General features: G+C 68.0%; 17 protein-coding genes. 12 read left to right on the top strand and 5 right to left on the bottom strand.

Going from position 1 to position 19,566, the window contains the following annotated elements:
- Positions 1-17: 17 nt before the first annotated feature.
- From CTP10_RS02385 to CTP10_RS02330, 12 genes are all read left to right on the top strand, one after another.
- Complete coding sequence (locus CTP10_RS02385; protein ID WP_116317154.1) at positions 18-1,025, top strand: PhoH family protein; 1,008 nt, start codon at positions 18-20, stop codon at positions 1,023-1,025.
- On the top strand, positions 1,026-1,787 hold the full coding sequence (gene ybeY / locus CTP10_RS02380) for an rRNA maturation RNase YbeY (RefSeq protein ID WP_116317153.1): 762 nt from the start codon (positions 1,026-1,028) through the stop codon (positions 1,785-1,787).
- Between the two features lie 133 nt (positions 1,788-1,920).
- Entirely contained in the window at positions 1,921-2,808 is an 888-nt protein-coding gene (locus CTP10_RS02375) for an HlyC/CorC family transporter (RefSeq protein ID WP_116317152.1), read from the top strand.
- Complete coding sequence (gene lnt / locus CTP10_RS02370; protein ID WP_116317151.1) at positions 2,805-4,412, top strand: apolipoprotein N-acyltransferase; 1,608 nt, start codon at positions 2,805-2,807, stop codon at positions 4,410-4,412. The genes CTP10_RS02375 and lnt overlap by 4 nt, the downstream gene beginning before the upstream one ends.
- Positions 4,413-4,956: 544 nt before the next feature.
- Positions 4,957-5,922 carry a glycine--tRNA ligase subunit alpha gene (glyQ, locus tag CTP10_RS02365; RefSeq protein WP_116317150.1) on the top strand — a complete coding sequence of 322 codons (966 nt, stop codon included), beginning with the start codon at positions 4,957-4,959 and terminating at the stop codon, positions 5,920-5,922.
- Entirely contained in the window at positions 5,919-6,548 is a 630-nt protein-coding gene (locus CTP10_RS02360; protein ID WP_116317149.1) for a hypothetical protein, read from the top strand. The genes glyQ and CTP10_RS02360 overlap by 4 nt, the downstream gene beginning before the upstream one ends.
- 35 nt (positions 6,549-6,583) lie before the next feature.
- Positions 6,584-8,707, top strand: coding sequence for a glycine--tRNA ligase subunit beta (gene glyS, locus CTP10_RS02355; protein ID WP_116317148.1), 2,124 nt, complete (start codon positions 6,584-6,586; stop codon positions 8,705-8,707).
- A gap of 31 nt (positions 8,708-8,738) precedes the next feature.
- On the top strand, positions 8,739-9,329 hold the full coding sequence (gene gmhB / locus CTP10_RS02350) for a D-glycero-beta-D-manno-heptose 1,7-bisphosphate 7-phosphatase (protein ID WP_116317147.1): 591 nt from the start codon (positions 8,739-8,741) through the stop codon (positions 9,327-9,329).
- A gap of 47 nt (positions 9,330-9,376) precedes the next feature.
- Positions 9,377-10,141 carry a lysophospholipid acyltransferase family protein gene (locus CTP10_RS02345; RefSeq protein WP_116317146.1) on the top strand — a complete coding sequence of 255 codons (765 nt, stop codon included), beginning with the start codon at positions 9,377-9,379 and terminating at the stop codon, positions 10,139-10,141.
- Positions 10,138-11,013 carry a M48 family metallopeptidase gene (locus CTP10_RS02340; RefSeq protein ID WP_116317145.1) on the top strand — a complete coding sequence of 292 codons (876 nt, stop codon included), beginning with the start codon at positions 10,138-10,140 and terminating at the stop codon, positions 11,011-11,013. Before CTP10_RS02345 ends, CTP10_RS02340 begins: the two co-directional genes overlap by 4 nt.
- A 72-nt stretch (positions 11,014-11,085) precedes the next feature.
- Positions 11,086-11,493, top strand: a complete 408-nt coding sequence (gloA, locus tag CTP10_RS02335; RefSeq protein ID WP_116317144.1) for a lactoylglutathione lyase — start codon at positions 11,086-11,088, stop codon at positions 11,491-11,493.
- Between the two features lie 50 nt (positions 11,494-11,543).
- Positions 11,544-12,410: a DMT family transporter gene (locus CTP10_RS02330; protein ID WP_199414511.1), complete on the top strand. Its 867-nt coding sequence runs from the start codon at positions 11,544-11,546 to the stop codon at positions 12,408-12,410.
- Between the two features lie 59 nt (positions 12,411-12,469).
- Here the strand turns inward: CTP10_RS02330 and trpS are convergent, their stop codons facing one another.
- From trpS to CTP10_RS02305, 5 genes are read right to left on the bottom strand one after another with little or no spacing between them, the layout of a single operon-like run.
- The gene (gene trpS, locus CTP10_RS02325) at positions 12,470-13,513 is read right to left on the bottom strand and encodes a tryptophan--tRNA ligase (protein ID WP_116317142.1); all 1,044 of its coding nucleotides are present in this window, start codon (positions 13,511-13,513) and stop codon (positions 12,470-12,472) included.
- Between the two features lie 54 nt (positions 13,514-13,567).
- Positions 13,568-14,401 carry a 16S rRNA (adenine(1518)-N(6)/adenine(1519)-N(6))-dimethyltransferase RsmA gene (rsmA, locus tag CTP10_RS02320; RefSeq protein ID WP_116317818.1) on the bottom strand — a complete coding sequence of 278 codons (834 nt, stop codon included), beginning with the start codon at positions 14,399-14,401 and terminating at the stop codon, positions 13,568-13,570.
- A 29-nt stretch (positions 14,402-14,430) separates the two neighbouring features.
- Positions 14,431-15,534, bottom strand: coding sequence for a 4-hydroxythreonine-4-phosphate dehydrogenase PdxA (pdxA, locus tag CTP10_RS02315; protein WP_116317141.1), 1,104 nt, complete (start codon positions 15,532-15,534; stop codon positions 14,431-14,433).
- 33 nt (positions 15,535-15,567) lie between these two features.
- Positions 15,568-17,040: a peptidylprolyl isomerase gene (locus CTP10_RS02310; RefSeq protein ID WP_116317140.1), complete on the bottom strand. Its 1,473-nt coding sequence runs from the start codon at positions 17,038-17,040 to the stop codon at positions 15,568-15,570.
- A 9-nt stretch (positions 17,041-17,049) separates the two neighbouring features.
- Positions 17,050-19,491 carry an LPS-assembly protein LptD gene (locus CTP10_RS02305; protein WP_116317139.1) on the bottom strand — a complete coding sequence of 814 codons (2,442 nt, stop codon included), beginning with the start codon at positions 19,489-19,491 and terminating at the stop codon, positions 17,050-17,052.
- Positions 19,492-19,566 lie beyond the last annotated feature (75 nt).

Here is a 19,566-nt window from a genome sequence, read left to right as displayed (position 1 = left end):
GAGGCCATCGCCACAAGATGAAAGTCCCTTCCGCAGAATTCGTCGCTCCCAAGGACGACAACGCCCGGCTGCAGAACCTGTGCGGGCCGCTCGACGAAAACCTGCGCCAGATCGAACAGGCGCTGGACGTGACCATCCAGCGGCGCGGCCATCGCATGACGGTGCGCGGCACCCACGCGCAGGACGCCGCGCTGGCGCTGGAGCGCTTCTATAACCATGCGCGCACGCCGCTGTCGATCGACGACGTGCAACTGGGCCTGGTGGAAACGCGCCAGCTCAGCGCGCATGGCAGCTATCTGCCCGGCAACGAGGACGACAAGGGCAACGACGACGAGCGCGAGTTCGACGACGAATCGCCGGTGCTGCACACCCGCCGCACCGGCTTGCAGGGCCGCACCGTGGCGCAGCGAGAATACCTGCGCAATATCCTGGCGCACGACCTGACCATGGGCATCGGCCCGGCCGGCACTGGCAAGACCTACCTGGCGGTAGCCTGCGCGGTTGACGCGCTGGAACGCGATTCGGTCAAGCGCATCGTGCTGACGCGCCCGGCGGTGGAAGCCGGCGAGCGCCTGGGCTTCCTGCCCGGCGACCTGGCGCAGAAGGTCGACCCTTACCTGCGCCCGCTGTATGACGCGCTGTATGACCTGCTCGGCTTCGACCGCACGCAGAAGATGTTCGAGCGCCAGATGATCGAGATCGCGCCGCTGGCCTATATGCGCGGGCGCACGCTGAACCACGCCTTCATCATCCTGGACGAGGCGCAGAACACCACGCCCGAGCAGATGAAGATGTTCCTGACCCGGATCGGCTTCGGCTCCAAGGCCGTGATCACCGGCGACACCACGCAGATCGACCTGCCCAAGGGCCAGAAGAGCGGCCTGGTGGATGCGCAGCACGTGCTGCGCGACGTGCGCGGCATCGCCTGCACCCGCTTTACCAGCATCGACGTGGTGCGCCATCCGCTGGTGGCGCGCATCGTCGATGCCTATGACGAATACCACGCCCAGCACAAGGACGCGTAATTGAAATCCCCGAAAATCCAGAAATCCAAGGCCCCGGGCGTCAGCCTGACCCTGTTCGATGGCGAAGGCCGCGCGCGCAAGAGCGCCGCGCACGCGCTGCGCGTGCAACTGCCGGACGGCCGCAGCCTGACGCTGGACCTGTCGCTGGCCGCCGACGGCGTGGTCGCGCTGCTGGCCGAGCACACCGACACCAACCAGCAGGCCGGCCTGCTGGTGCGCCCGGACAACCATGACTCGCTGTCCGTGGCCGTGACCGCCACGCCGGTCGTGACCACCACCGGCACCCCGGCCACACCGCCGGCGCTGGAGTTGGAGATCCAGCAAGGCGACGGCATCGGCAAGCAGGATGGCCTGCCCCCGCGCAAGAAGATCGAGACCTGGGTCAAGTCGGCGCTGTATGCCGATGCCGCGCTGACGATCCGCTTCGTCGGCGAGGAAGAAGGCCGCCTGCTGAACCGCACCTACCGCGGCAAGGACTACGCTACCAACGTGCTGACCTTTGCTTATGCCGAGAACGAGGACGACCCGGTGAGCGGCGATATCGTGCTGTGCTGCCCGGTTGTCGAAGCCGAGGCACGCGAGCAGCGCAAGCCGCTGGAAGCGCACTATGCGCACCTGGTGGTGCATGGCGTGCTGCATGCGCAGGGCTACGAGCACGAGGAAGACGCCGAGGCCGAGGAAATGGAGGCGATCGAGACCGAGACCCTGCAGGCGCTGGGCTACGCGGATCCCTACCTCGCCGAGCGCACCGGCACCGCATGATTGACGGCGCACCGGCGGCACCAGACAAGTGCAGCCAGCATCATATTCAGCAGCCGCCACCCGGCGGCTGTCACGGGACCGACAGCCTTTTGGTGTATCCTTCAGTCGATCTCCACCACGCGCTCGCCGCGAAATGAACGACCCCTATCCCAGTTCGAAGCCCGCTTACCTGAAGCAGACCGATCGCCCCAGATCGCTTCTCGAACGCCTGTCAGACCTGATTTCCCCCGAGCCGGACACCCGCGCCGAATTGCTCGAAGTGCTCCAGGACGCGCATGAGCGCAACCTGATCGACGCCGATTCGCTGTCGATGATCGAGGGCGTGTTCCAGGTCTCCGAACTGACCGCCGGCGACATCATGGTGCCGCGCGCGCAGATGGATATGGTCAATATCGTCGACGCGCCGGAGACCTTCATCCCGTTCATGCAGCAGACCGCGCACTCGCGCTTTCCGGTCTATGAAGGCAGCCGTGACAATATCATCGGCATCCTGCTGGCCAAGGACCTGCTGCGTTATTACACCGATCCCGCCTTCGACCTGCGCGAAACGCTGCGGCCGGCGGTGTTCATCCCCGAATCCAAGCGCCTGAATATCCTGCTGCGTGAATTCCGCATCAACCGCAACCATATCGCCATCGTCGTGGATGAATACGGCGGCGTGGCCGGGCTGGTGACGATCGAGGACGTTCTCGAGCAGATCGTCGGCGATATCGAGGATGAGTTCGACCTGGACGAAGACCAGGACAATATCCTGCCGATGCCCGACGGCAGCTGGCGCGTGCACGGCCTGACCGAGATCGCCCAGTTCAACGAAGCCTTCGGTACCGGCTTTTCCGACCACGATGTCGACACCGTGGGCGGACTGCTGTCCAACCATGTGGGCCACGTGCCCCACCGCGGCGAGGTCATCACCCTGCCGCCGATCCGCTTCGAAGTGCTGCGCGCCGACGCGCGGCAGGTGCACCTGCTGCAGGTGCGCCGCGAGTCCCTGGCTGACGGCGCGAGCGCTGCCGGCGCATGAAGCATCCCGCCCCGATTCCCAACGGCGCCGCTGCTGCCGACGCCGGTGCTGACAGCGTGCCCGGCGCGCGTTCGCGTGCCGCCGCCATGGCCCGGCTGCTGCTGGCCGGCGTGCTCGGCGTCGCACATACGCAGGCCTTCGCTCCGCATGACTGGTGGTGGCTGCAGATCCTGTCGCTGGCCGGCCTGGCCGCGCTGATGGCCGACGCGCCGCGCGCGCGCATCGCCGCGGCCACCGGTTTTGCCTTCGGCGTGGGCTGGTTCCTGTCCGGCATCTGGTGGCTCTATATCAGCATGCACGTCTACGGCGAGATGCCGGCGTGGATGGCGGCGCTGGCGGTGGTGCTGTTCTCGGGCTACCTGGCGCTGTGGCCGGCGCTGGCGGGCGCGCTGTGGCACCGGCTGACGGCACGGCTGCGTGCCGGCACATGGGCCGCGGCGCTGCTCGCGCCGCTGGCGTTCGGGGCTGCGTGGGGCTTGTCGGAGTGGCTGCGCGGCGTCGTCTTCACGGGTTTTCCATGGCTGTCCGGCGGTTATGCCCATACCGACGGGCCCCTGGCCGGCTATGCGCCGCTGGTTGGTGTCTACGGCATCGGCGCGCTGGCGGCGGCCATTGCCGCCCTGCTGGCCGGCGCGGTGCGCGGGCTGGGGCACGGTGCCCGCACGCTTGCCGTCGCATCGCTGGCGCTGGCACTGCTGCTGCCGGCGCTTGGCGGGGTGCTGTCGCCGCTGGCCTGGACCACGCCGGCCGGCAAGCCGCTGACGGTGCGGCTGCTGCAGGGCAACGTGCCGCAGGACATCAAGTTCGAGGCCGCCGGCATCCAGCGCTCGATTGCGCTGTACCGCGACATGATCACCGCCGCGCCCGCCGACCTGGTGGTGACGCCAGAAACCGCCTTCCCGGTGATACTGCAGGACCTGCCCGTCGACGTCGCCGTGGCGGTGCGCGACTACGCGCTGCAGAGCGGCACCACGGTGCTGTTCGGCGCGGCGGGCGCGGATTCGCCGGTCGATTTCACCAACAGTGTGTTCGGGCTGGGACCGCTGACCGAGCGCCTGTACCGCTACAACAAGCACCACCTGGTGCCGTTCGGCGAATTCATCCCGCTGGGCTTCCGCTGGTTCGTCGACATGATGAAGATGCCGCTGGGCGATTTCCGCCGCGGCGGTCTCGACCAGCCTTCATTGCCGGTGCGCGGCGTACGCGTCGCACCCAATATCTGCTACGAGGATCTGTTCGGCGAGGAGATCGCGCAGACGCTGCGCCAGCAGCCCGCGCCCGCCAACGTGCTGGCCAACCTGACCAACCTGGCCTGGTTCGGCGACACCATCGCGCTGGACCAGCACCTGCAGATCTCGCGCATGCGCGCGCTGGAAACGCGCCGTCCGATGCTGCGCTCGACCAATACCGGCATGACCGCGGTGGTACGCCCGGACGGCACCGTGCAGGCGCGCCTGCCCACCTTCACGGTCGGCACGCTGGTGGCCGAGGTGCAGGGCATGCAGGGGCTGACCCCTTATATCCGCTGGGGGAACGCGCCGGTGCTGGCGCTGTTTGCGCTGGTGCTGGGCGCGGCTGCCTGGCGCGCGCGGCGCGCGGGCTGAAGCCCAGACCTCGCGGGCGCGGTTGGCGCAGCAATCCCCGCGCCACGGATTCCCGACCCGCGGCGTCCGTGGCGCGTCAGGCGCGCGCCGGCTGCGTCAGTTCAGCAGCCCGGTCGCGACCGACACGACGGCCGCGGCGATCATGACCGCGATTGCGACCAGGTAAGGTTTGCGAGAAAGGAGTGCCATGATCCCAAGTCCCCATCGTTAATCGTCTACCGGCAGGACGGCTAGGCCTGCCAACCGCAACACTCTCGAACGGGTTGCTTATTCATACTGTATACAAAAACGTTATCGGCTAGCGTTCCCGCAACTTGAAAATGGGGTCGGTATTTTCCCCATGCGTTGCGAAAGACCGACATCCGCGCGCACCCCCGCCCACCCGCCCACACCCCGCCAAACGGGGCGAGCGGCCAAAAAGCCGATAGAATTCAGGGTTTGGCAAAATCCGTATGCGGCGGCCCCGGCACGCGCTGCGCCGCCAGCACGCCGGGCGGCGCAAACTCGCCCCCAGCCGACCGATCAGCCACTACCTAGCCTTCATATGCTGACCTTCCAACAAATGATTCTGACCCTGCAGGCCTACTGGGACCGGCAGGGTTGCGCGCTGTTGCAACCCATCGATCTGGAGGTCGGCGCCGGCACTTCCCACGTGCATACCTTCCTGCGCGCGATCGGCCCCGAGCCGTGGCGCGCCGCCTATGTGCAGCCGTCGCGGCGCCCGAAGGACGGCCGCTATGGCGAGAACCCCAACCGCCTGCAGCACTACTACCAGTACCAGGTGGTGCTCAAGCCCGCGCCCGAGAACATCCTCGAGCTGTACCTGGGCTCGCTCGAGGCGCTGGGCCTGGACCTGAAGCAGAATGACATCCGCTTCGTCGAGGACGACTGGGAGAACCCGACGCTGGGCGCGTGGGGGCTGGGGTGGGAAGTCTGGCTCAACGGCATGGAAGTGACCCAGTTCACCTACTTCCAGCAGGTCGGCGGCATCGACTGCAAGCCGATCACGGGCGAGATCACCTACGGCATCGAGCGCCTGGCGATGTACCTGCAGAAGGTCGAGAACGTCTATGACCTCATCTGGACCGAGTGGGTCGAGAACGGCGAGACGCGCCGCCTGACCTACGGCGACGTGTACCACCAGAACGAGGTCGAGCAGTCGACCTACAACTTCGAGCACAGCAACACCGAAATCCTGTTCCGCCATTTTGCCGAGCACGAGGGCGAGGCCAAGCGGCTGATGGGCAATGCAGACGGCGCCGAGGGCACCGACCGCTCCGACGCGAGCCAGGCCACCGGCACGCGCCTGGCGCTGCCCGCCTATGAGCAGGTACTGAAGGCCGCGCACACGTTCAACCTGCTGGACGCCCGCGGTGCCATCTCGGTGACCGAGCGCGCCGCCTATATCGGCCGCATCCGCAACCTGTCGCGCCAGGTGGCGCAGGCTTACTACGATTCGCGCGAAGCCCTCGGCTTCCCGATGTGCGGCAACGGCGGAGCCCGGGCATGACGCAACTGGTGCGCAGCGCGCTGAGCTGCGCCTTGGCCATCGCCACGCTGTCGGCTGCGGGCAATGCCGCCGGCGCGCGCGCCGTGGCCGCCCCCGCGCCGCAGGCGCTGCTGCTGCCGGCCGAACTGAGCAATGTGTGCGAGGCCGACCCGCAGGCGCTGCAACTGGCCATGGCGCGCCACTGGCGCCCGTCGCTGAACGCGCTCGACCAGTGGGCGCAGCTGGTGCGCTCGTTCGCCTGCGACCTGTCGGGCCAGCGCGACCTGGGCTGGCACCGCGTGCCGCTGCGCGCCTACGAAAGCGCGATCCGCTACCCGCTGACCTGGGTGGAGGTGGAAACCACCAACGGCCGCACCCGGCGCAAGACCAAGACCTACTACTCGGCGGCCCAGTTGCCGCCGAAGATCGATTTCTGGGTGGGCGGGCGCATCGACGAAATCCGCTACGACAAGCGCCTGCGCCGCATCGACGCGCGCTTCCCCGCAGCGGGCAGCCGCGGCGGCAGCAACGGTGCGGCCAGCGCCGCGGCGGCCGCGCAATGCGCCTTCACCACGCTGCAATTCCGGCAACAGAACGGCCTGTGGCTGCTGTCCGGAGTGGAACCTAATCATTCGCCGCGCTGCTGACAGCCGCGCGCGCCACAACCTGTTGGATACGATTCATGTCGCAACCCATGACCGACTCGCTGCTGATCGAACTGTTCACCGAAGAGCTGCCTCCCAAGGCGCTGGCGCGTCTGGGCGACGCCTTCGCGCAGGGCCTGTTCGCCGGCCTGGGCGAGCGCGACCTGCTTGAGCCGGGTGCCACCGTGACCCCGTTCGCCACGCCGCGCCGGCTGGCCGCGCTGGTGTCGGGCGTGCGCCGCAGCGCGCCCGACCGCGAGCAGCGCGAGAAGGTCCTGCCGCTGTCGGTGGCGCTTGGCGCCAACGGCGAGCCCACCCCGCCGCTGGCCAAGAAGCTGGCCGCGCTGGCCAAGTCGGTCGGCGTCGCCGAGATCGACTGGCAGTCGCTGGAGCGCGCCTCCGACGGCAAGGCCGAAGCCTTCTTCTACCGCTACACCGCGCGCGGCGCCGAACTGGCCGCCGGGCTGCAGGCGGCGCTGGAAGACACCATCGCCAAGCTGCCCATCCCCAAGCTGATGAGCTACCAGCGCCCGGACGGCAGCACCGTGCACTTCGTGCGCCCGGCGCACAGCCTGATCGCGCTGTTCGGCAGCGAGATCCTGCCGGTGTCGTTGCTGGGCCTGCAGGCCAGCAACGTGACGCAGGGCCACCGCTTTTTGTCGCATGGCACGATCGAGATCGCGCATGCCAACGACTATGCGAAGCAGCTCGAATCGGCCGGCCGCGTGCTGGCGAGCTATGCCGAGCGCCGCGAGCGCATGCGCACCGCGCTGCTGGCCGAGGCCGGCGCCGACCAGGTGATCATGCCCGAGTCGCTGCTCGATGAAGTCAACTCGCTGGTGGAATGGCCGGTGGTCTACGCCTGCCACTTCGAGGAAGCCTTCCTGGCCGTGCCGCAGGAATGCCTGATCCTGACGATGCAGACCAACCAGAAGTACTTTGCGCTGACCGATGCCGACGGCCACCTGCGCAACCGCTTCCTGATCGTCTCCAACCTGGCCACCGAGACGCCGCAGTCGATCATCACCGGCAACGAGCGCGTGGTGCGCCCGCGCCTGGCCGATGCCAAGTTCTTCTTCGACCAGGACCGCAAGAAGACGCTGGCTTCGCGCGTGCCGCAGCTGGCCAGCGTGGTCTACCACAACAAGATCGGCACGCAGCTGGACCGCGTGCAGCGCCTGCAGCAGATCGCCGGCCATGTCGCCGATGCGCTCAACGCCGCCGGCGTGGCCACCGACAAGGCGGCCGCGATGCGCGGCGCCGAGCTGGCCAAGGCCGACCTGCTGACCGACATGGTGGGCGAGTTTCCCGAGCTGCAGGGCACCATGGGCACGTACTACGCCCGCCACGACGACGAAGCCGAAGACGTGGCGCTGGCCTGCTCCGAGCACTACCGCCCGCGCTTTGCCGGCGACGCGCTGCCCGAAGGCTCGGTCAGCACCGCGGTGGCGCTGGCCGACAAGCTGGAAACGCTGGTCGGCATCTGGGGAATCGGCCTGCAGCCGACCGGCGAGAAAGACCCGTTCGCGCTGCGCCGCCATGCGCTGGGCATCCTGCGCATGCTGATCGAGAAGCCGCTGGCGCTGTCGGTGACCGGGCTGCTGGCGCTGACGCAGCAGACGTTCGCAGGCATCGCTGCGGTCAAGCCGGCGCCGGACGCCATCGCCGACTTCCTGTATGACCGCGTGCGCGGCTACCTGAAGGAAAAGGGCTACACCACCAACGAGGTCGAGGCCGTGGTCAGCCTGCGCCCCGACCAGCTGCACGACGTGCTGGGCCGCATGGAAGCGGTGCGCACCTTCGCCGCGCTGCCCGAGGCCGAGGCCCTGGCCGCCGCCAACAAGCGCATCACCAATATCCTGCGCAAGAACACCGAGCCGGTCGGCGCGGTGAACCCGGCGCTGTTCCAGGAAGAGGCCGAAAGCGCGCTGCACGCGGCGATCGAGAAAGTGCGTCCGGCCGTGGAAGCTGCCTTCGCCAGCGGCGATTTCACCGCCGCGCTGCGCGACCTGGCCCAGTTGCGCGATGCCGTCGACCGCTTCTTCAACGACGTGATGGTCATGGCCGAGGACGCGCAGCTGCGCGCCAACCGCCTGGCGCTGCTGGCCACGCTGCATGCGCTGGCCAACCGCGTGGCCGACATCTCCAAGCTGGCCGCCTGAGCGCCGCCAGCACGCGATACCGGAGCCGCACATGCCGCAGACGCCGCCCAAGTTCGTCATCCTGGACCGCGACGGGGTGGTCAACCTCGACAGCGACCAGTTCATCAAGTCGCCCGACGAGTGGATCCCCATCGACGGCAGCCTGGAAGCCATTGCAGCGCTGAACCAGGCCGGCTATCGCGTGGTGATCGCCAGCAACCAGTCCGGCATCGGCCGCGGCTTGTTCGAGATGAGCGCGCTCAACGCCATGCACGAGAAGATGTACACCGCGCTGGCGCGCGTGGGCGGCCGCGTCGACGCCGTGTTCTTCTGCCCGCATACCGCCGCGGACGGCTGCGACTGCCGCAAGCCCAAGTCCGGCATGCTCGAACAGATCAGCGAGCGCTTCGGCGTCGAGCTCAAGGGCGTGCCGATCGTGGGCGACTCCCTGCGCGACCTGGAGGCCGGTGTCGCCGTCGGCTGCACGCCGCACCTGGTGCGCAGCGGCAAAGGCCTGAAGACCCTCGACAAAGGCGGCCTGCCCCCCGGCACGCGGGTGCACGACGACCTGCGCGACTTTGCGCGCTGGCTGACCGGCACCGACGGCGGCAACGACGGCGCCACCCGCGAGTCCGCACATTGAGCCATTGCTGACGCTGGCACCGACCCTTTTTTTTTGCGCCCCCACGCATGACGTTTCTCCGTTCCCTGCTGTTTGCGCTGTACCTGCTGGTGCTGACGCCTCCCTACGCCTGCGCCTGCTTCCTCGTGTTTCCCTTCATGAATGCCGACCAGCGCTTCCGCTTCGTGCGCGGCTGGCCATGGCTGGTGATCTGGGCCGCGCGCGGCATCTGCGGCATCCAGTACCGCATCGAAGGCCATGAGCATATGGATGTCATGCTCGACAAGCCGGTGGTGCTGCTGTCCAAGCACCAGTCGGCATGGGAGACGGTGGCCTACGTGGCGCTGATGCCCAGGCCGCTGTGCTTCGTGTTCAAGCGCGAGCTGCTGCTGGTGCCGTTCTTTGGCTGGGCGCTGGGCATGCTGAAGATGGTCCATATCAATCGCAAGGAAGGCACCCGCGCCTTCGCCTCGGCCGTGCGCCAGGGCCGCGAGCGGCTGGCCGAAGGGGCCTGGATCATCATGTTCCCGGAGGGCACGCGCACGCCGTCGGGGCTGGTAAAGACGCGCTACAAGAGCGGCGGCGCGCGCCTGGCGGTCGAGACCGGTGCCTGGGTGCTGCCGATGGCGGTCAACTCGGGCCGGGTCTGGCCGCGCAACAAGTTTCTCAAGTACCCGGGCATGGTGACGATCTCGGTCGGCCCGCCGATCGCCTCGGCCAACAAGACCGCCGACCAGCTCAACCAGGAAGTGGCCGACTGGATCGAGCGCGACATGCGCCGCATCGACGCGGACAGCTACCGCAGCGAAGCACGGGTAGAGCCGGCCGCATGAAGCTGCTGCGCCCCGCCTCCGACGCCGACGGCGCGCAGCTGGAGCTGCCGCTGGCGGAGGCGACCCCGTCCGCCCATCCAGCCACGTCCGCACCGTCGGTGCCGCTCGCGCCAACGGTGCCGGAACGGCCGGCATGGCCGGTACCGCAGCCCAACGCGCGGCTGCTGCACGTGGGCGAGCGCCCGGTGCACTACACGCTCAAGCGCTCGTCGCGGCGTACCATCGGCTTCACCATCGACGACCGCGGCCTGTCGATCACCGCGCCGCGCTGGGTCACGCTGGCCGACATCGAATCGGCCATCCTGGAAAAGCAGCGCTGGATCTTCAACAAGCTTGGCGAATGGCGCCACCGCGAGGCACGCCGCGTACTGCCCACGGTGCAGTGGCGCGACGGCGCCAGCCTGCCCTTCCTGGGCAAGCCGCTGACGCTGTCTCTGGAATCACCGATCGGTGCGCTGCTGTTCGACGCAGACCGCCGCGTGCTGCACCTGGCGCTGCCGGGGCACGCGGAAGAGCAGCAGATCAAGGACCGCGTGCAGGGCTGGCTGCAGCAGCAGGCGCGCCGGCTGCTGGCCGAGCGGCTCGACGTCTACGCCGACAGGCTCGGCGTGCGCCATACCGGCTTTGCGCTGACTTCGGCGGCAACGCGCTGGGGCAGCTGTACCGCCGACGGCAAGATCCGGCTGAACTGGCGCCTGATGCATTTCCCGCTGTCGATGATCGACTACGTGGCGGCGCACGAACTCGCCCACCTGAAGGAAATGAACCACGGGCCGCGCTTCTGGCAGACCGTGGAATCGATCTTCCCGGAATTCCGCGACGCCCGCGCGCAGCTGCGCGCGCATCCGCCCGAGCTGCTGCCCACGTTTTAAGCAGCCGATGCGTTTCGGCCAAACGCACTAAAATGGCGCCTTCCAATACCTAAAACAGTTGAAGGCCCTCAAATGCGACTCCTCCACACCATGCTGCGCGTCGGCGACATGCAGCGCTCCATCGATTTCTACACCCGCATTCTCGGCATGCAGCTGCTGCGCGAGAGCGACAACCCTGAATACAAGTACCGCCTCGCCTTCGTCGGCTATGGCCCCGAAACCGAAACCGCGGTGCTGGAACTGACCTACAACTACGGCGTTGACCAGTATGACCTGGGCACCGCCTACGGCCATATCGCGCTGGAGACCGACAACGCCGCGGCGGCGTGCGAGCGCATCCGCGCGGCCGGGGGCAAGGTCACCCGCGAAGCCGGGCCGGTCAAGGGCGGCACCACCGTAATCGCCTTTGTCGAAGATCCGGACGGCTACAAGATCGAGCTGATCGAGCGCCATTCCACCCGCGACGCCAGCCGTCCCTGAGCATCGCGCTCGTGGACGCGCAAACCCTGACCCGCCGGCCGCTGGACGGCATGGCGGTGGGCCTGATGGTGGTGCTGTGCGCCGGCTGGGGCCTGCAACAGGTAGTGATCAAGGTGGCCGCGCCGCTGATGGGCGCGGTGCTGCAGGCCGGCGTGCGCTCGGCAGTGGCGGCGCTGCTGGTGTTCGGCTTTGCCGCCTGGCGCGGCACGCCGATCTGGCGCCGCGACGGCACGCTCAATGCCGGACTGCTGGCGGGGCTGCTGTTCGGCGCCGAGTTCTTCTGCATCTTTGTCGGGCTGGGCCACACCACGGCTTCGCGCATGGCGGTGTTCCTGTACACCGCGCCGATCTTCACCGCGCTGGGGTTGCATTTCGTGGTTCCCGGCGAGCGGCTGCACGCCGGGCAATGGCTGGGCGTGGCGCTGGCGTTCGTGGGCATGGCGCTGGCGTTTGCCGATGGCATTGCGGCACCGTCGGCCCATGGCAGCACGCTGCTCGGCGATGCGCTGGGCATCGTGGCCGGGGCGTTGTGGGCCGCTACCACCGTGGTGGTGCGCGCCAGTCCGCTGGCAACCGCACCGGCCAGCAAGACGCTGCTGTACCAGCTGGCGGTCTCGGCGGTGCTGCTGCTGGCGATGGCGGTGGCCGCGGGCCAGACCGCGACCGTGCAGATCGACGGCGTGGTGCTGGCGAGCCTGTTCTACCAGTCGGTGCTGATCGCGTTTGCGAGCTACCTGACATGGTTCTGGCTGCTGCGGCGCTACCTGGCGTCGCGGCTTTCGGTGTTTTCCTTCCTCACGCCGCTGTTTGGCGTGGCCTTCGGCGTGGTGCTGATGCACGACTCCGTAGGGCCGCGCTTCGCGGTGGCGGCCGTGCTGGTGCTGGCGGGGATTGTGCTGGTGAATCGGCGGGCGTGAGTGGCGGGATGCCTGCAATAAAAACGGCGGCTCGGGGCCGCCGTTTTTTATTGCCACGCTCAGCGGCGTGCCTCGAACGAGAACATCCCCAGTGCGTCGCGCACTTCCTCCAGCGTCTGCTGGGTCAGCTCGCGCGCCTTCTGCGTGCCCTGGCGCAGCACATCGAAGACATAGTCCGGGTTCTTGGCCAGCTCTTCGCGACGCGCGCGGATCGGGGCCAGCATGTCCTGCAGGATGCCTTCGATGCGGCGCTTGAGCACCATGTCGCCCAGGCCGCCCTTGCGATAGTGCTCCTTCAGCGCTTCGACTTCCTCGTTGTTCGGGTCGAACGCGTCCAGGTAGGTGAACACCACGTTGCCCTCGACCTGGCCCGGATCGGACACCTTCAGGTGGTTCGGATCGGTGTACATGCTGTGCACCGCGGCCTTGATCTGCTCAGGCGACGCGCCCAGCGCGATCGCGTTGCCCATCGACTTGCTCATCTTGGCCTTGCCGTCGACGCCGGGCAGGCGACCGAACTTCGGGATCAGCGCCTTGCACTCCGGCAGTATGTCGCGGCCGACCTGGTTGTTGATGCGGCGCACGATCTCGTTGGTCTGCTCGATCAGCGGGGCCTGGTCTTCGCCCACCGGCACCACCTGGGCCTTGAAGGCGGTAATGTCGGCCGCCTGCGCGGCCGGGTAACACAGGAACCCGGCCGGGATATCGCGGCCGAAACCGCGCGCCTGGATCTCTTCCTTGATGGTCGGGTTGCGCTCCAGCCGCGATACCGTGACGAAGTTCAGGTACATCAGCGTCAGCTCGGCCAGCGCCGGCAGGTGCGACTGCACGGTGATGGTGGTCTTGGCCGGGTCGATGCCGACCGCCAGGTAGTCCAGCGCCACTTCCAGCACGTTGCGGCGTACCTTGTCGGGATCGTGCGCATTGTCGGTCATGGCCTGGGTGTCGGCCAGCAGCAGGTACTGCTCATGCGAATCCTGCAGCGCCACGCGGCTCTGCAGCGAGCCGACGAAGTGGCCGAGGTGCAGCGGGCCGGTGGGACGGTCGCCGGTCAGGATCACGGGACGCCGGTTGGTTTGGCTGGATTGGGACTGGGCTGTCATGGGACGGTCTTGCACGAAATGGTCGCGGGAATTCGGGTTCGTTGATCTGGGGCTTCAGGCGGCCTGCCCTGCGGCGCCGCCGCCCAGGCGGCGGGCCAGTTCGACATACTCGCCGACGGGCACTTCCTCGGCACGGCGGCCGAGGTCGAAGCCCATCGCGTCGAAGTCGACCTGGTCGCGCAGGAACGACAGCGTATTGCGCAGCACCTTGCGCCGCTGCGAGAACGCCGCGGTGACCACGTCGCCGAGCACGGTGATGTCGCAATCGGCATGCGGCGAGCGCAGGCGGCCATCGTTATGCCGCGGCCACGGGATCATGCGCACCACGGCGGAATCGACCTTGGGCGGCGGGTTGAAACTGCCCGGCGGCACGTCCAGCACATGCTCCATGTAGTAGCGCACCTGCAGCATGATCGAGAGCCGGCCAAAGGCCTTGCTGCCGGGCTCGGCCACCATGCGCTCCACCACTTCCTTCTGCAGCATGAAGTGCTGGTCGCGCACCTGGTCGGCAAACTCCATCAGGTGGAACAGCAGCGGGCTGGAAATGTTGTATGGCAGGTTGCCGACGATGCGCAGCGGCCGCCCCGTCACTTCCAGCTTGCCGAAGTCGAAGTCCAGCGCGTCGCCGGCATGGACTTGCAGGCGCTCGCCGTAGCGGCGACGCAGGCGCTCGACCAGGTCGCGGTCGAGTTCGACCACCTGCATTTGCGGGATCCGTTCGAGCAGCGGGCTGGTCAGCGCGCCGAGGCCCGGCCCGATCTCGACCAGCACGTCTTCGGCCTGCGGACTGATGGCATTGACGATGCCGTGGATGATGGTGTCGTCGACCAGGAAGTTCTGCCCGAATCGCTTGCGGGCCACATGGCCCTGGTGCACGTTGGAACGCATGGTTCGATGTTGCAGCATGAGGTCCGGCTTCAGCAAGGCGGCTGCAAGCCAGGATTGGTATGGCCCGGATGGCTGGCGCCGGCGCCATCGGGATGGCGGCCGTTGGCATGGCCGGCCATGGTGACCGCACTGCGGATGGCCTCGATCATGCTGCCATGCTCGGCCTGGCCGGTGCCGGCCAGGTCCAGCGCGGTGCCGTGATCCACCGAAGTGCGGATGAAAGGCAGCCCCAGCGTGATGTTCACGCCGTGGCCGAAGGTGCCGTATTTCAGCGGCGCCAGCCCCTGGTCATGGTACATCGCCAGCACGCAGTCGGCATCGCGCAGGTGGCGCGGCTGGAACAGCGTGTCGGCGGGAAAGGGACCGCGCGCATCGATGCCGGCATCCTTGGCCTGCGCCAGCGCGGGCACGATCACGTCGATCTCTTCGCGGCCCATGTGTCCGCTTTCGCCGGCGTGGGGGTTCAGGCCCGTGACCAGGATGCGCGGCCGCGCGATGCCAAAGTAGCGGCGCAGGTCGGCATCGATGATGGCCAGTGTCTGCAGCAGCAGCGGAATGGAAAGCGCATCCGGCACCGCGCGCAGCGGCAGGTGGGTGGTCGCCAGCGCCACGCGCAGCATGGCGTTGTCGTGGGCGGGCTGCGGGCCGGCCAGCATCATCACCACGCGCGGCACGCGGACGCTGTCGGCCAGGTATTCGGTGTGGCCGGTAAACGGCACGCCGGCGTCGTTGATGGTGCTCTTCTGCACCGGCGCCGTGACCATGGCCGCATAGCGCGGCGCGGCCTTCCCGTGCGCGCGGCAGCCGTCAATGGCGGCATCCAGCAGCGCCAGCACGTAGGGGCCGTTGCGCGCGTCCAGGCGGCCGGGTTCGCACGCGACCGCCAGCGGGATATCCTCGATCACCACGTCGCCGGCGGCGATGCGCCGCTCCCAGGCATGGGTCACGCCCAGCGCCGCGGCGCGCTCGGCCAGCAGGCGGGCATCGCCCAGCACATGGAAGCGGTAGTGCCCGCTGCCGCCGTTGTTGCCATGGGTGGCGCCGGCGAGTTGCAGCAACGCCCCGATGGTGATATCGGGACCGATGCCGGCGGGCTCGCCGGTGGAAATGGCCAGGGATAGCGGGTCAGGCATGTCGGCGTGGGCGGGTCGGCGGCAGTGCGCGTGTCAGCGCTGCCGGTTGATGCGGTACTCGACGTACGCCTGCGAGCGAAGCTGGCGCACCCAGTCATCATACGCGGCCCGCAGCTTCTGCTCGCGGACCTCGGCGCGCGCGAAGTCACGCTGCTTCTCGGGCGACAGCTCGGTCTCGCGGCGGTTCAGCACCTGGATCAGGTGCACGCCGAACTGCGTGACCACCGGCTCGGAGATCTCGTTCGGGCGCAGGCGGCTCATGGCCTGCTCGAATTCGGGCACCAGCTCGCCCGGCGAGACCCAGCCGAGATCGCCGCCGTTCTGCGCCGAGCCGTCCTGCGAGAAGCGCTTGGCCGCGTCGGCAAAGTCGCCGCCGTGGGTGATGCGATCGCGCAGCGTGCTGAGCTGGCGGCGCGCCTCGGCCTCGGGCATGTTCGGGCCGGTGCGGATCAGGATGTGGCGCACCTGGGTCTGGGTGATCTTCCCTGCCGCGGCCGGGCCGGATGCCGGCGCGGCACGCTTGGCGATCAGCTTGACCACATGGAAGCCCGCTGCGCTCTCCACCACCTGGGGCGCCAGGGCGCCAGGCTGGAGGTCGACCACCGAGTTGGCAAACAGCGCCGGCAGGCGGCCGATCTCGCGGAAACCCATGGCGCCGCCCTGCGCGGCTTCGGGGCCTTCCGAATTGGCTTGCGCCAGCTGCGCGAAATCCGCGCCGCCCTGGGCCTGCTTCAGCAGCCCCTCGGCCTTGGCGCGCTGCGCCTGCTTCTGCGCGTCCGAGGCATTCTCGGGCACGCGCACGAGGATCTGCGCCACGTTGTACTCGGTCGGGCCGGTGGCCGCGGCCTGGCCACCGCGGGCAGCCAGGAAGTTGTCGATCTCGCCGTCGTAGACCTGCACCTTGGAATCGACCTCGCGTTCGCGCAGGCGGATCACCTGCACCTGCTTGCGCAGTTCGTCGCGGTACTTGGTCCAGGTCATGCCGCTGGCTTCCACGCGGCGGCGCAGCTCGGTGGCGTTCATGCGGTTCTGCTGCGCCACCGATTCGATGGCGCGGTCGATCTCCTGGTCGGTCACGCGGATGCCGGCTTCCTGCGCGGCCTGGGTCTGCACGCGTTCCATCACCAGGCGCTCCAGCACCTCGCCGAGCAGGTCAGCGCGCGGCGGGACGGGACGGCCGGCGGCGCGCAGCTGGCCTTCGATTTCGTCGGCGCGGTCGAGCAGCTCGCGGCGCGTGATCACGCTGCTGTTGACCACGGCGACCACCTCGTCCACCAACTGCGAGCGCTTCTGGTCGCCAGGCTGCGGCACGCCGAGCTTGGGCTGGCTCGCCGGCGCGGTGACGTCGGACGACTGCGGCACGAAGATGCCGGTGGCACGGCCCGCGCCCGGCGCCTTCAGCTGCGCGGCGGCCGGAACGGCGACCGCGGCCAGCACCGCCGGCAGCAGCAGGCGGTGCCACGACGTCATGAGAAAGGAAAACACGGCGAATTCTTGACGTTTCATCTTAATCCGTCATTCATAGTGATCGTACTGGGTCGTCGGCACCGGCTTGGCGGACACGGGCTCGTAGCCCGGCACGTTCAGCCGCAGGATGTTCAGCGGATTGGACCCGATCTTGGAAAGGCCACGGAACTCCACCTGCAGGAAGACCCGCCCGGTGTAGCCCTGTGTGGTGTTGCGGAAACGCTGATAGACCACGCGGCCGACCCAGCAGTCCGCGGCGTATTCGACGCCGGCCAGCGTATCGACCATCTGGCTGGCGCTCAGGTCGAAGGCAAAGCGCGCGATGGCATAGGCGCGCCGCGTGATCGGCCACTGCCCTGACAGCTCGAACTGGTCGATCGCGGTGTTGTCGGTCACGGCGGTCGGACGGCGGTAGCGGTAGCCGGCGTTGAAGACCTTGCGCGGCTCGGGGCGGTATGAAAACGCCACGTTGCCGTAGTTGACCCGGTCGGTATCGAGGTTGTACTGCACGCCCATGTCCAGGTAATAGCCCCGGAACATCTGGATAGTGGTCGCCGCGAGCAGATCGGAGGCGCCGGGCTTGGGGTCTGCCAGCGTGCCATTGATCTGCACGCGCTGCCCGGTGAAGTCGTAGCGCTGCGCGATGGTGCCGCGGAAACGCTCGATGCCGGAGTCGGCCTCGATCAGGCGCGTGGTCAGGCCGCCGGTGATCTTGTTGTTGTCGGCGATCCGGTCGTAGCCGGTGAACGGGTTCTCGCTGAAGATCTGGCCGTAACCGAAGTCGGACTGAACCGTGTCGAACAGCGGAAACTGGCTCTGATCGCGGAACGGCGTATACACGTAGAACAGGCGCGGTTCCAGCGTCTGCAGGTAGTTGACGCCGAACAGCCGGCTGACAGTCGGCGCATCGCGCTCGAACGTCATGGCCGAATCCAGGCTGACCGTGGGCAGCACGCGCGAGAAATTGGTCTGCGCGTTGGGCGTATTGTCCTGCGACTCCATCTGGTACTGGGTCGCGTTGAATGTGACCTTGGGCGTCACGTACCAGCCAGCGCGCACGATCGGATAGCTGATGCTCGGCTGGATGAACATGCGCTCGCCCTGCGGCTGCTGGAAGCCCGTGGACGTCAGCGGGATTCGGAAGCGCGTATAGTCCGCCTCCACCTGCACGTCGAAACCGCCCAGGTCATAGCGGATGTACTTGCCGTTGAGCTGCGGCACGCGCTCGTACGACGGCTCGCTGGGGCGCAGCGTCTGGAATTTCTGCACCCGCGCCATCAGGAAGAAGTCCTGCCAGTTGTAGGTGACGCCGCCTTCCTGCACATACTGGCGCTGCGCGGACTGCGCCACGCTGCGGTTGAAGTCGTCCGGGTACTGGTCATCCGAGACCCGGTTGACGTTCAGGTAGGCGTTCAGCCCCTTGGCCAGGTTCTGGTTGTGCTGGATCGAGTAGGCCCAGCGGTTCGAGTTGGTCTTCTGGTCGTCAGGCAGGAACTCGGCGCGGATGCGGCCGGAGTAGCCCTGCCCCAGGTAGCGGTACTCGCCGCCCAGCTGCAGGCCCCGCTCCGTCATCAGCCGCGGGTAGATGGTCAGGTCGCGGTTCGGCGCGATGTTGAAGTAGTACGGCATCGTCAGGTCGAAACCCGAGCGCGAGCCGTAGCCCATCAGCGGCGCCAGGAAGCCGCTGCGACGGTCATCGTTCAGCGGGAAGCTGAACGCCGGCGCCGCCGCGATCGGCACGCCGAAAAAATTCAGCACGCCGCCATAGGCAACGCCCACCTGGCGGTCGCTGTCCAGGTCGATCTGGTTCGCGCTGAAATACCAGTCCGCGTTGTCCGGCGAGCAGGTGGTGTACGACGCCCGCTTGATGGTGCTGCGGTCCTTGTCCAGGAAGTCGATGCGCTCGGCCTTGCCGGCGCCGCCGGTCTGCTGGAAGTAGTAGTCCGGCGACAGCATGTAGCCTTCGTTGGCCTCGACCTTCAGCTTGGCCTCGGGCCCCACCGCCAGCGTGCCGCTGCGCGACAGCCGCACGTTGCCCTGGGCATGGGCCTCGTCGGTATCCTGGTCGTAGCTCAGCTTGTCGCCCTTGACCACGCCGCCGTCGCGACGCAGCTCGGCATGGCCTTCGAGCTCGACGCCGCGCTCGCTGTAGCCGGTCATGCGGTCACCCTCGATGAACGTCGGTGCGCCGGAATCAGGCTCGCTGGTCTTGGGGGGCTCGGCCAGCCGCGGCACCAGTTCGCCGGAAACCGCGGGCAGTTCGGGCGCCTGCGGCGCGGCTTCGAACACCGGCTCGACCTGGTCCAGGTCCGGAATCGCCGAGCCCGACATCTGCGCCTGGGCGCCGGCCGACAGCCCGGCCATGGCCAGCACCAGCGGACGCAGCCGGCCAGCGCTCAGGCGGCCGGCACGCCTGGCGCGGGCGGCGGCGCCAGTGGGGGCAGGCGAAAGCAAGGCCCTGTTATTCGGTGTTCGTCGTTGTTCGGTCATTCGCACGGGTTGTCAGTCTCGGCGTGGGCTGCGGCCGCCTGCAAGCCGCCAACCCCTGCCAGAGCAGGCTGCAGG

It is taken from the genome of Cupriavidus sp. P-10 (assembly GCF_003402535.2).
Classification (GTDB): domain Bacteria; phylum Pseudomonadota; class Gammaproteobacteria; order Burkholderiales; family Burkholderiaceae; genus Cupriavidus.
The sequence above is the reverse complement of the archived record's forward strand: the minus strand, read 5'-3'. Positions and strand labels throughout refer to the sequence as shown.

Coding starts and splice junctions, on each gene's coding strand:
- CTP10_RS02385 (WP_116317154.1), top strand. CDS start 18: ATGAAAGTCCCTTCCGCAGAATTCGTCGCTCCCAAGGACGACAACGCC.
- CTP10_RS02375 (WP_116317152.1), top strand. CDS start 1,921: ATGAACGACCCCTATCCCAGTTCGAAGCCCGCTTACCTGAAGCAGACC.
- lnt (WP_116317151.1), top strand. CDS start 2,805: ATGAAGCATCCCGCCCCGATTCCCAACGGCGCCGCTGCTGCCGACGCC.
- glyQ (WP_116317150.1), top strand. CDS start 4,957: ATGCTGACCTTCCAACAAATGATTCTGACCCTGCAGGCCTACTGGGAC.
- CTP10_RS02360 (WP_116317149.1), top strand. CDS start 5,919: ATGACGCAACTGGTGCGCAGCGCGCTGAGCTGCGCCTTGGCCATCGCC.
- glyS (WP_116317148.1), top strand. CDS start 6,584: ATGTCGCAACCCATGACCGACTCGCTGCTGATCGAACTGTTCACCGAA.
- gmhB (WP_116317147.1), top strand. CDS start 8,739: ATGCCGCAGACGCCGCCCAAGTTCGTCATCCTGGACCGCGACGGGGTG.
- CTP10_RS02345 (WP_116317146.1), top strand. CDS start 9,377: ATGACGTTTCTCCGTTCCCTGCTGTTTGCGCTGTACCTGCTGGTGCTG.
- CTP10_RS02340 (WP_116317145.1), top strand. CDS start 10,138: ATGAAGCTGCTGCGCCCCGCCTCCGACGCCGACGGCGCGCAGCTGGAG.
- gloA (WP_116317144.1), top strand. CDS start 11,086: ATGCGACTCCTCCACACCATGCTGCGCGTCGGCGACATGCAGCGCTCC.
- CTP10_RS02330 (WP_199414511.1), top strand. CDS start 11,544: ATGGCGGTGGGCCTGATGGTGGTGCTGTGCGCCGGCTGGGGCCTGCAA.
- trpS (WP_116317142.1), bottom strand. CDS start 13,513: ATGACAGCCCAGTCCCAATCCAGCCAAACCAACCGGCGTCCCGTGATC.
- rsmA (WP_116317818.1), bottom strand. CDS start 14,401: ATGCGTTCCAACGTGCACCAGGGCCATGTGGCCCGCAAGCGATTCGGG.
- pdxA (WP_116317141.1), bottom strand. CDS start 15,534: ATGCCTGACCCGCTATCCCTGGCCATTTCCACCGGCGAGCCCGCCGGC.
- CTP10_RS02310 (WP_116317140.1), bottom strand. CDS start 17,040: ATGAAACGTCAAGAATTCGCCGTGTTTTCCTTTCTCATGACGTCGTGG.
- CTP10_RS02305 (WP_116317139.1), bottom strand. CDS start 19,491: ATGACCGAACAACGACGAACACCGAATAACAGGGCCTTGCTTTCGCCT.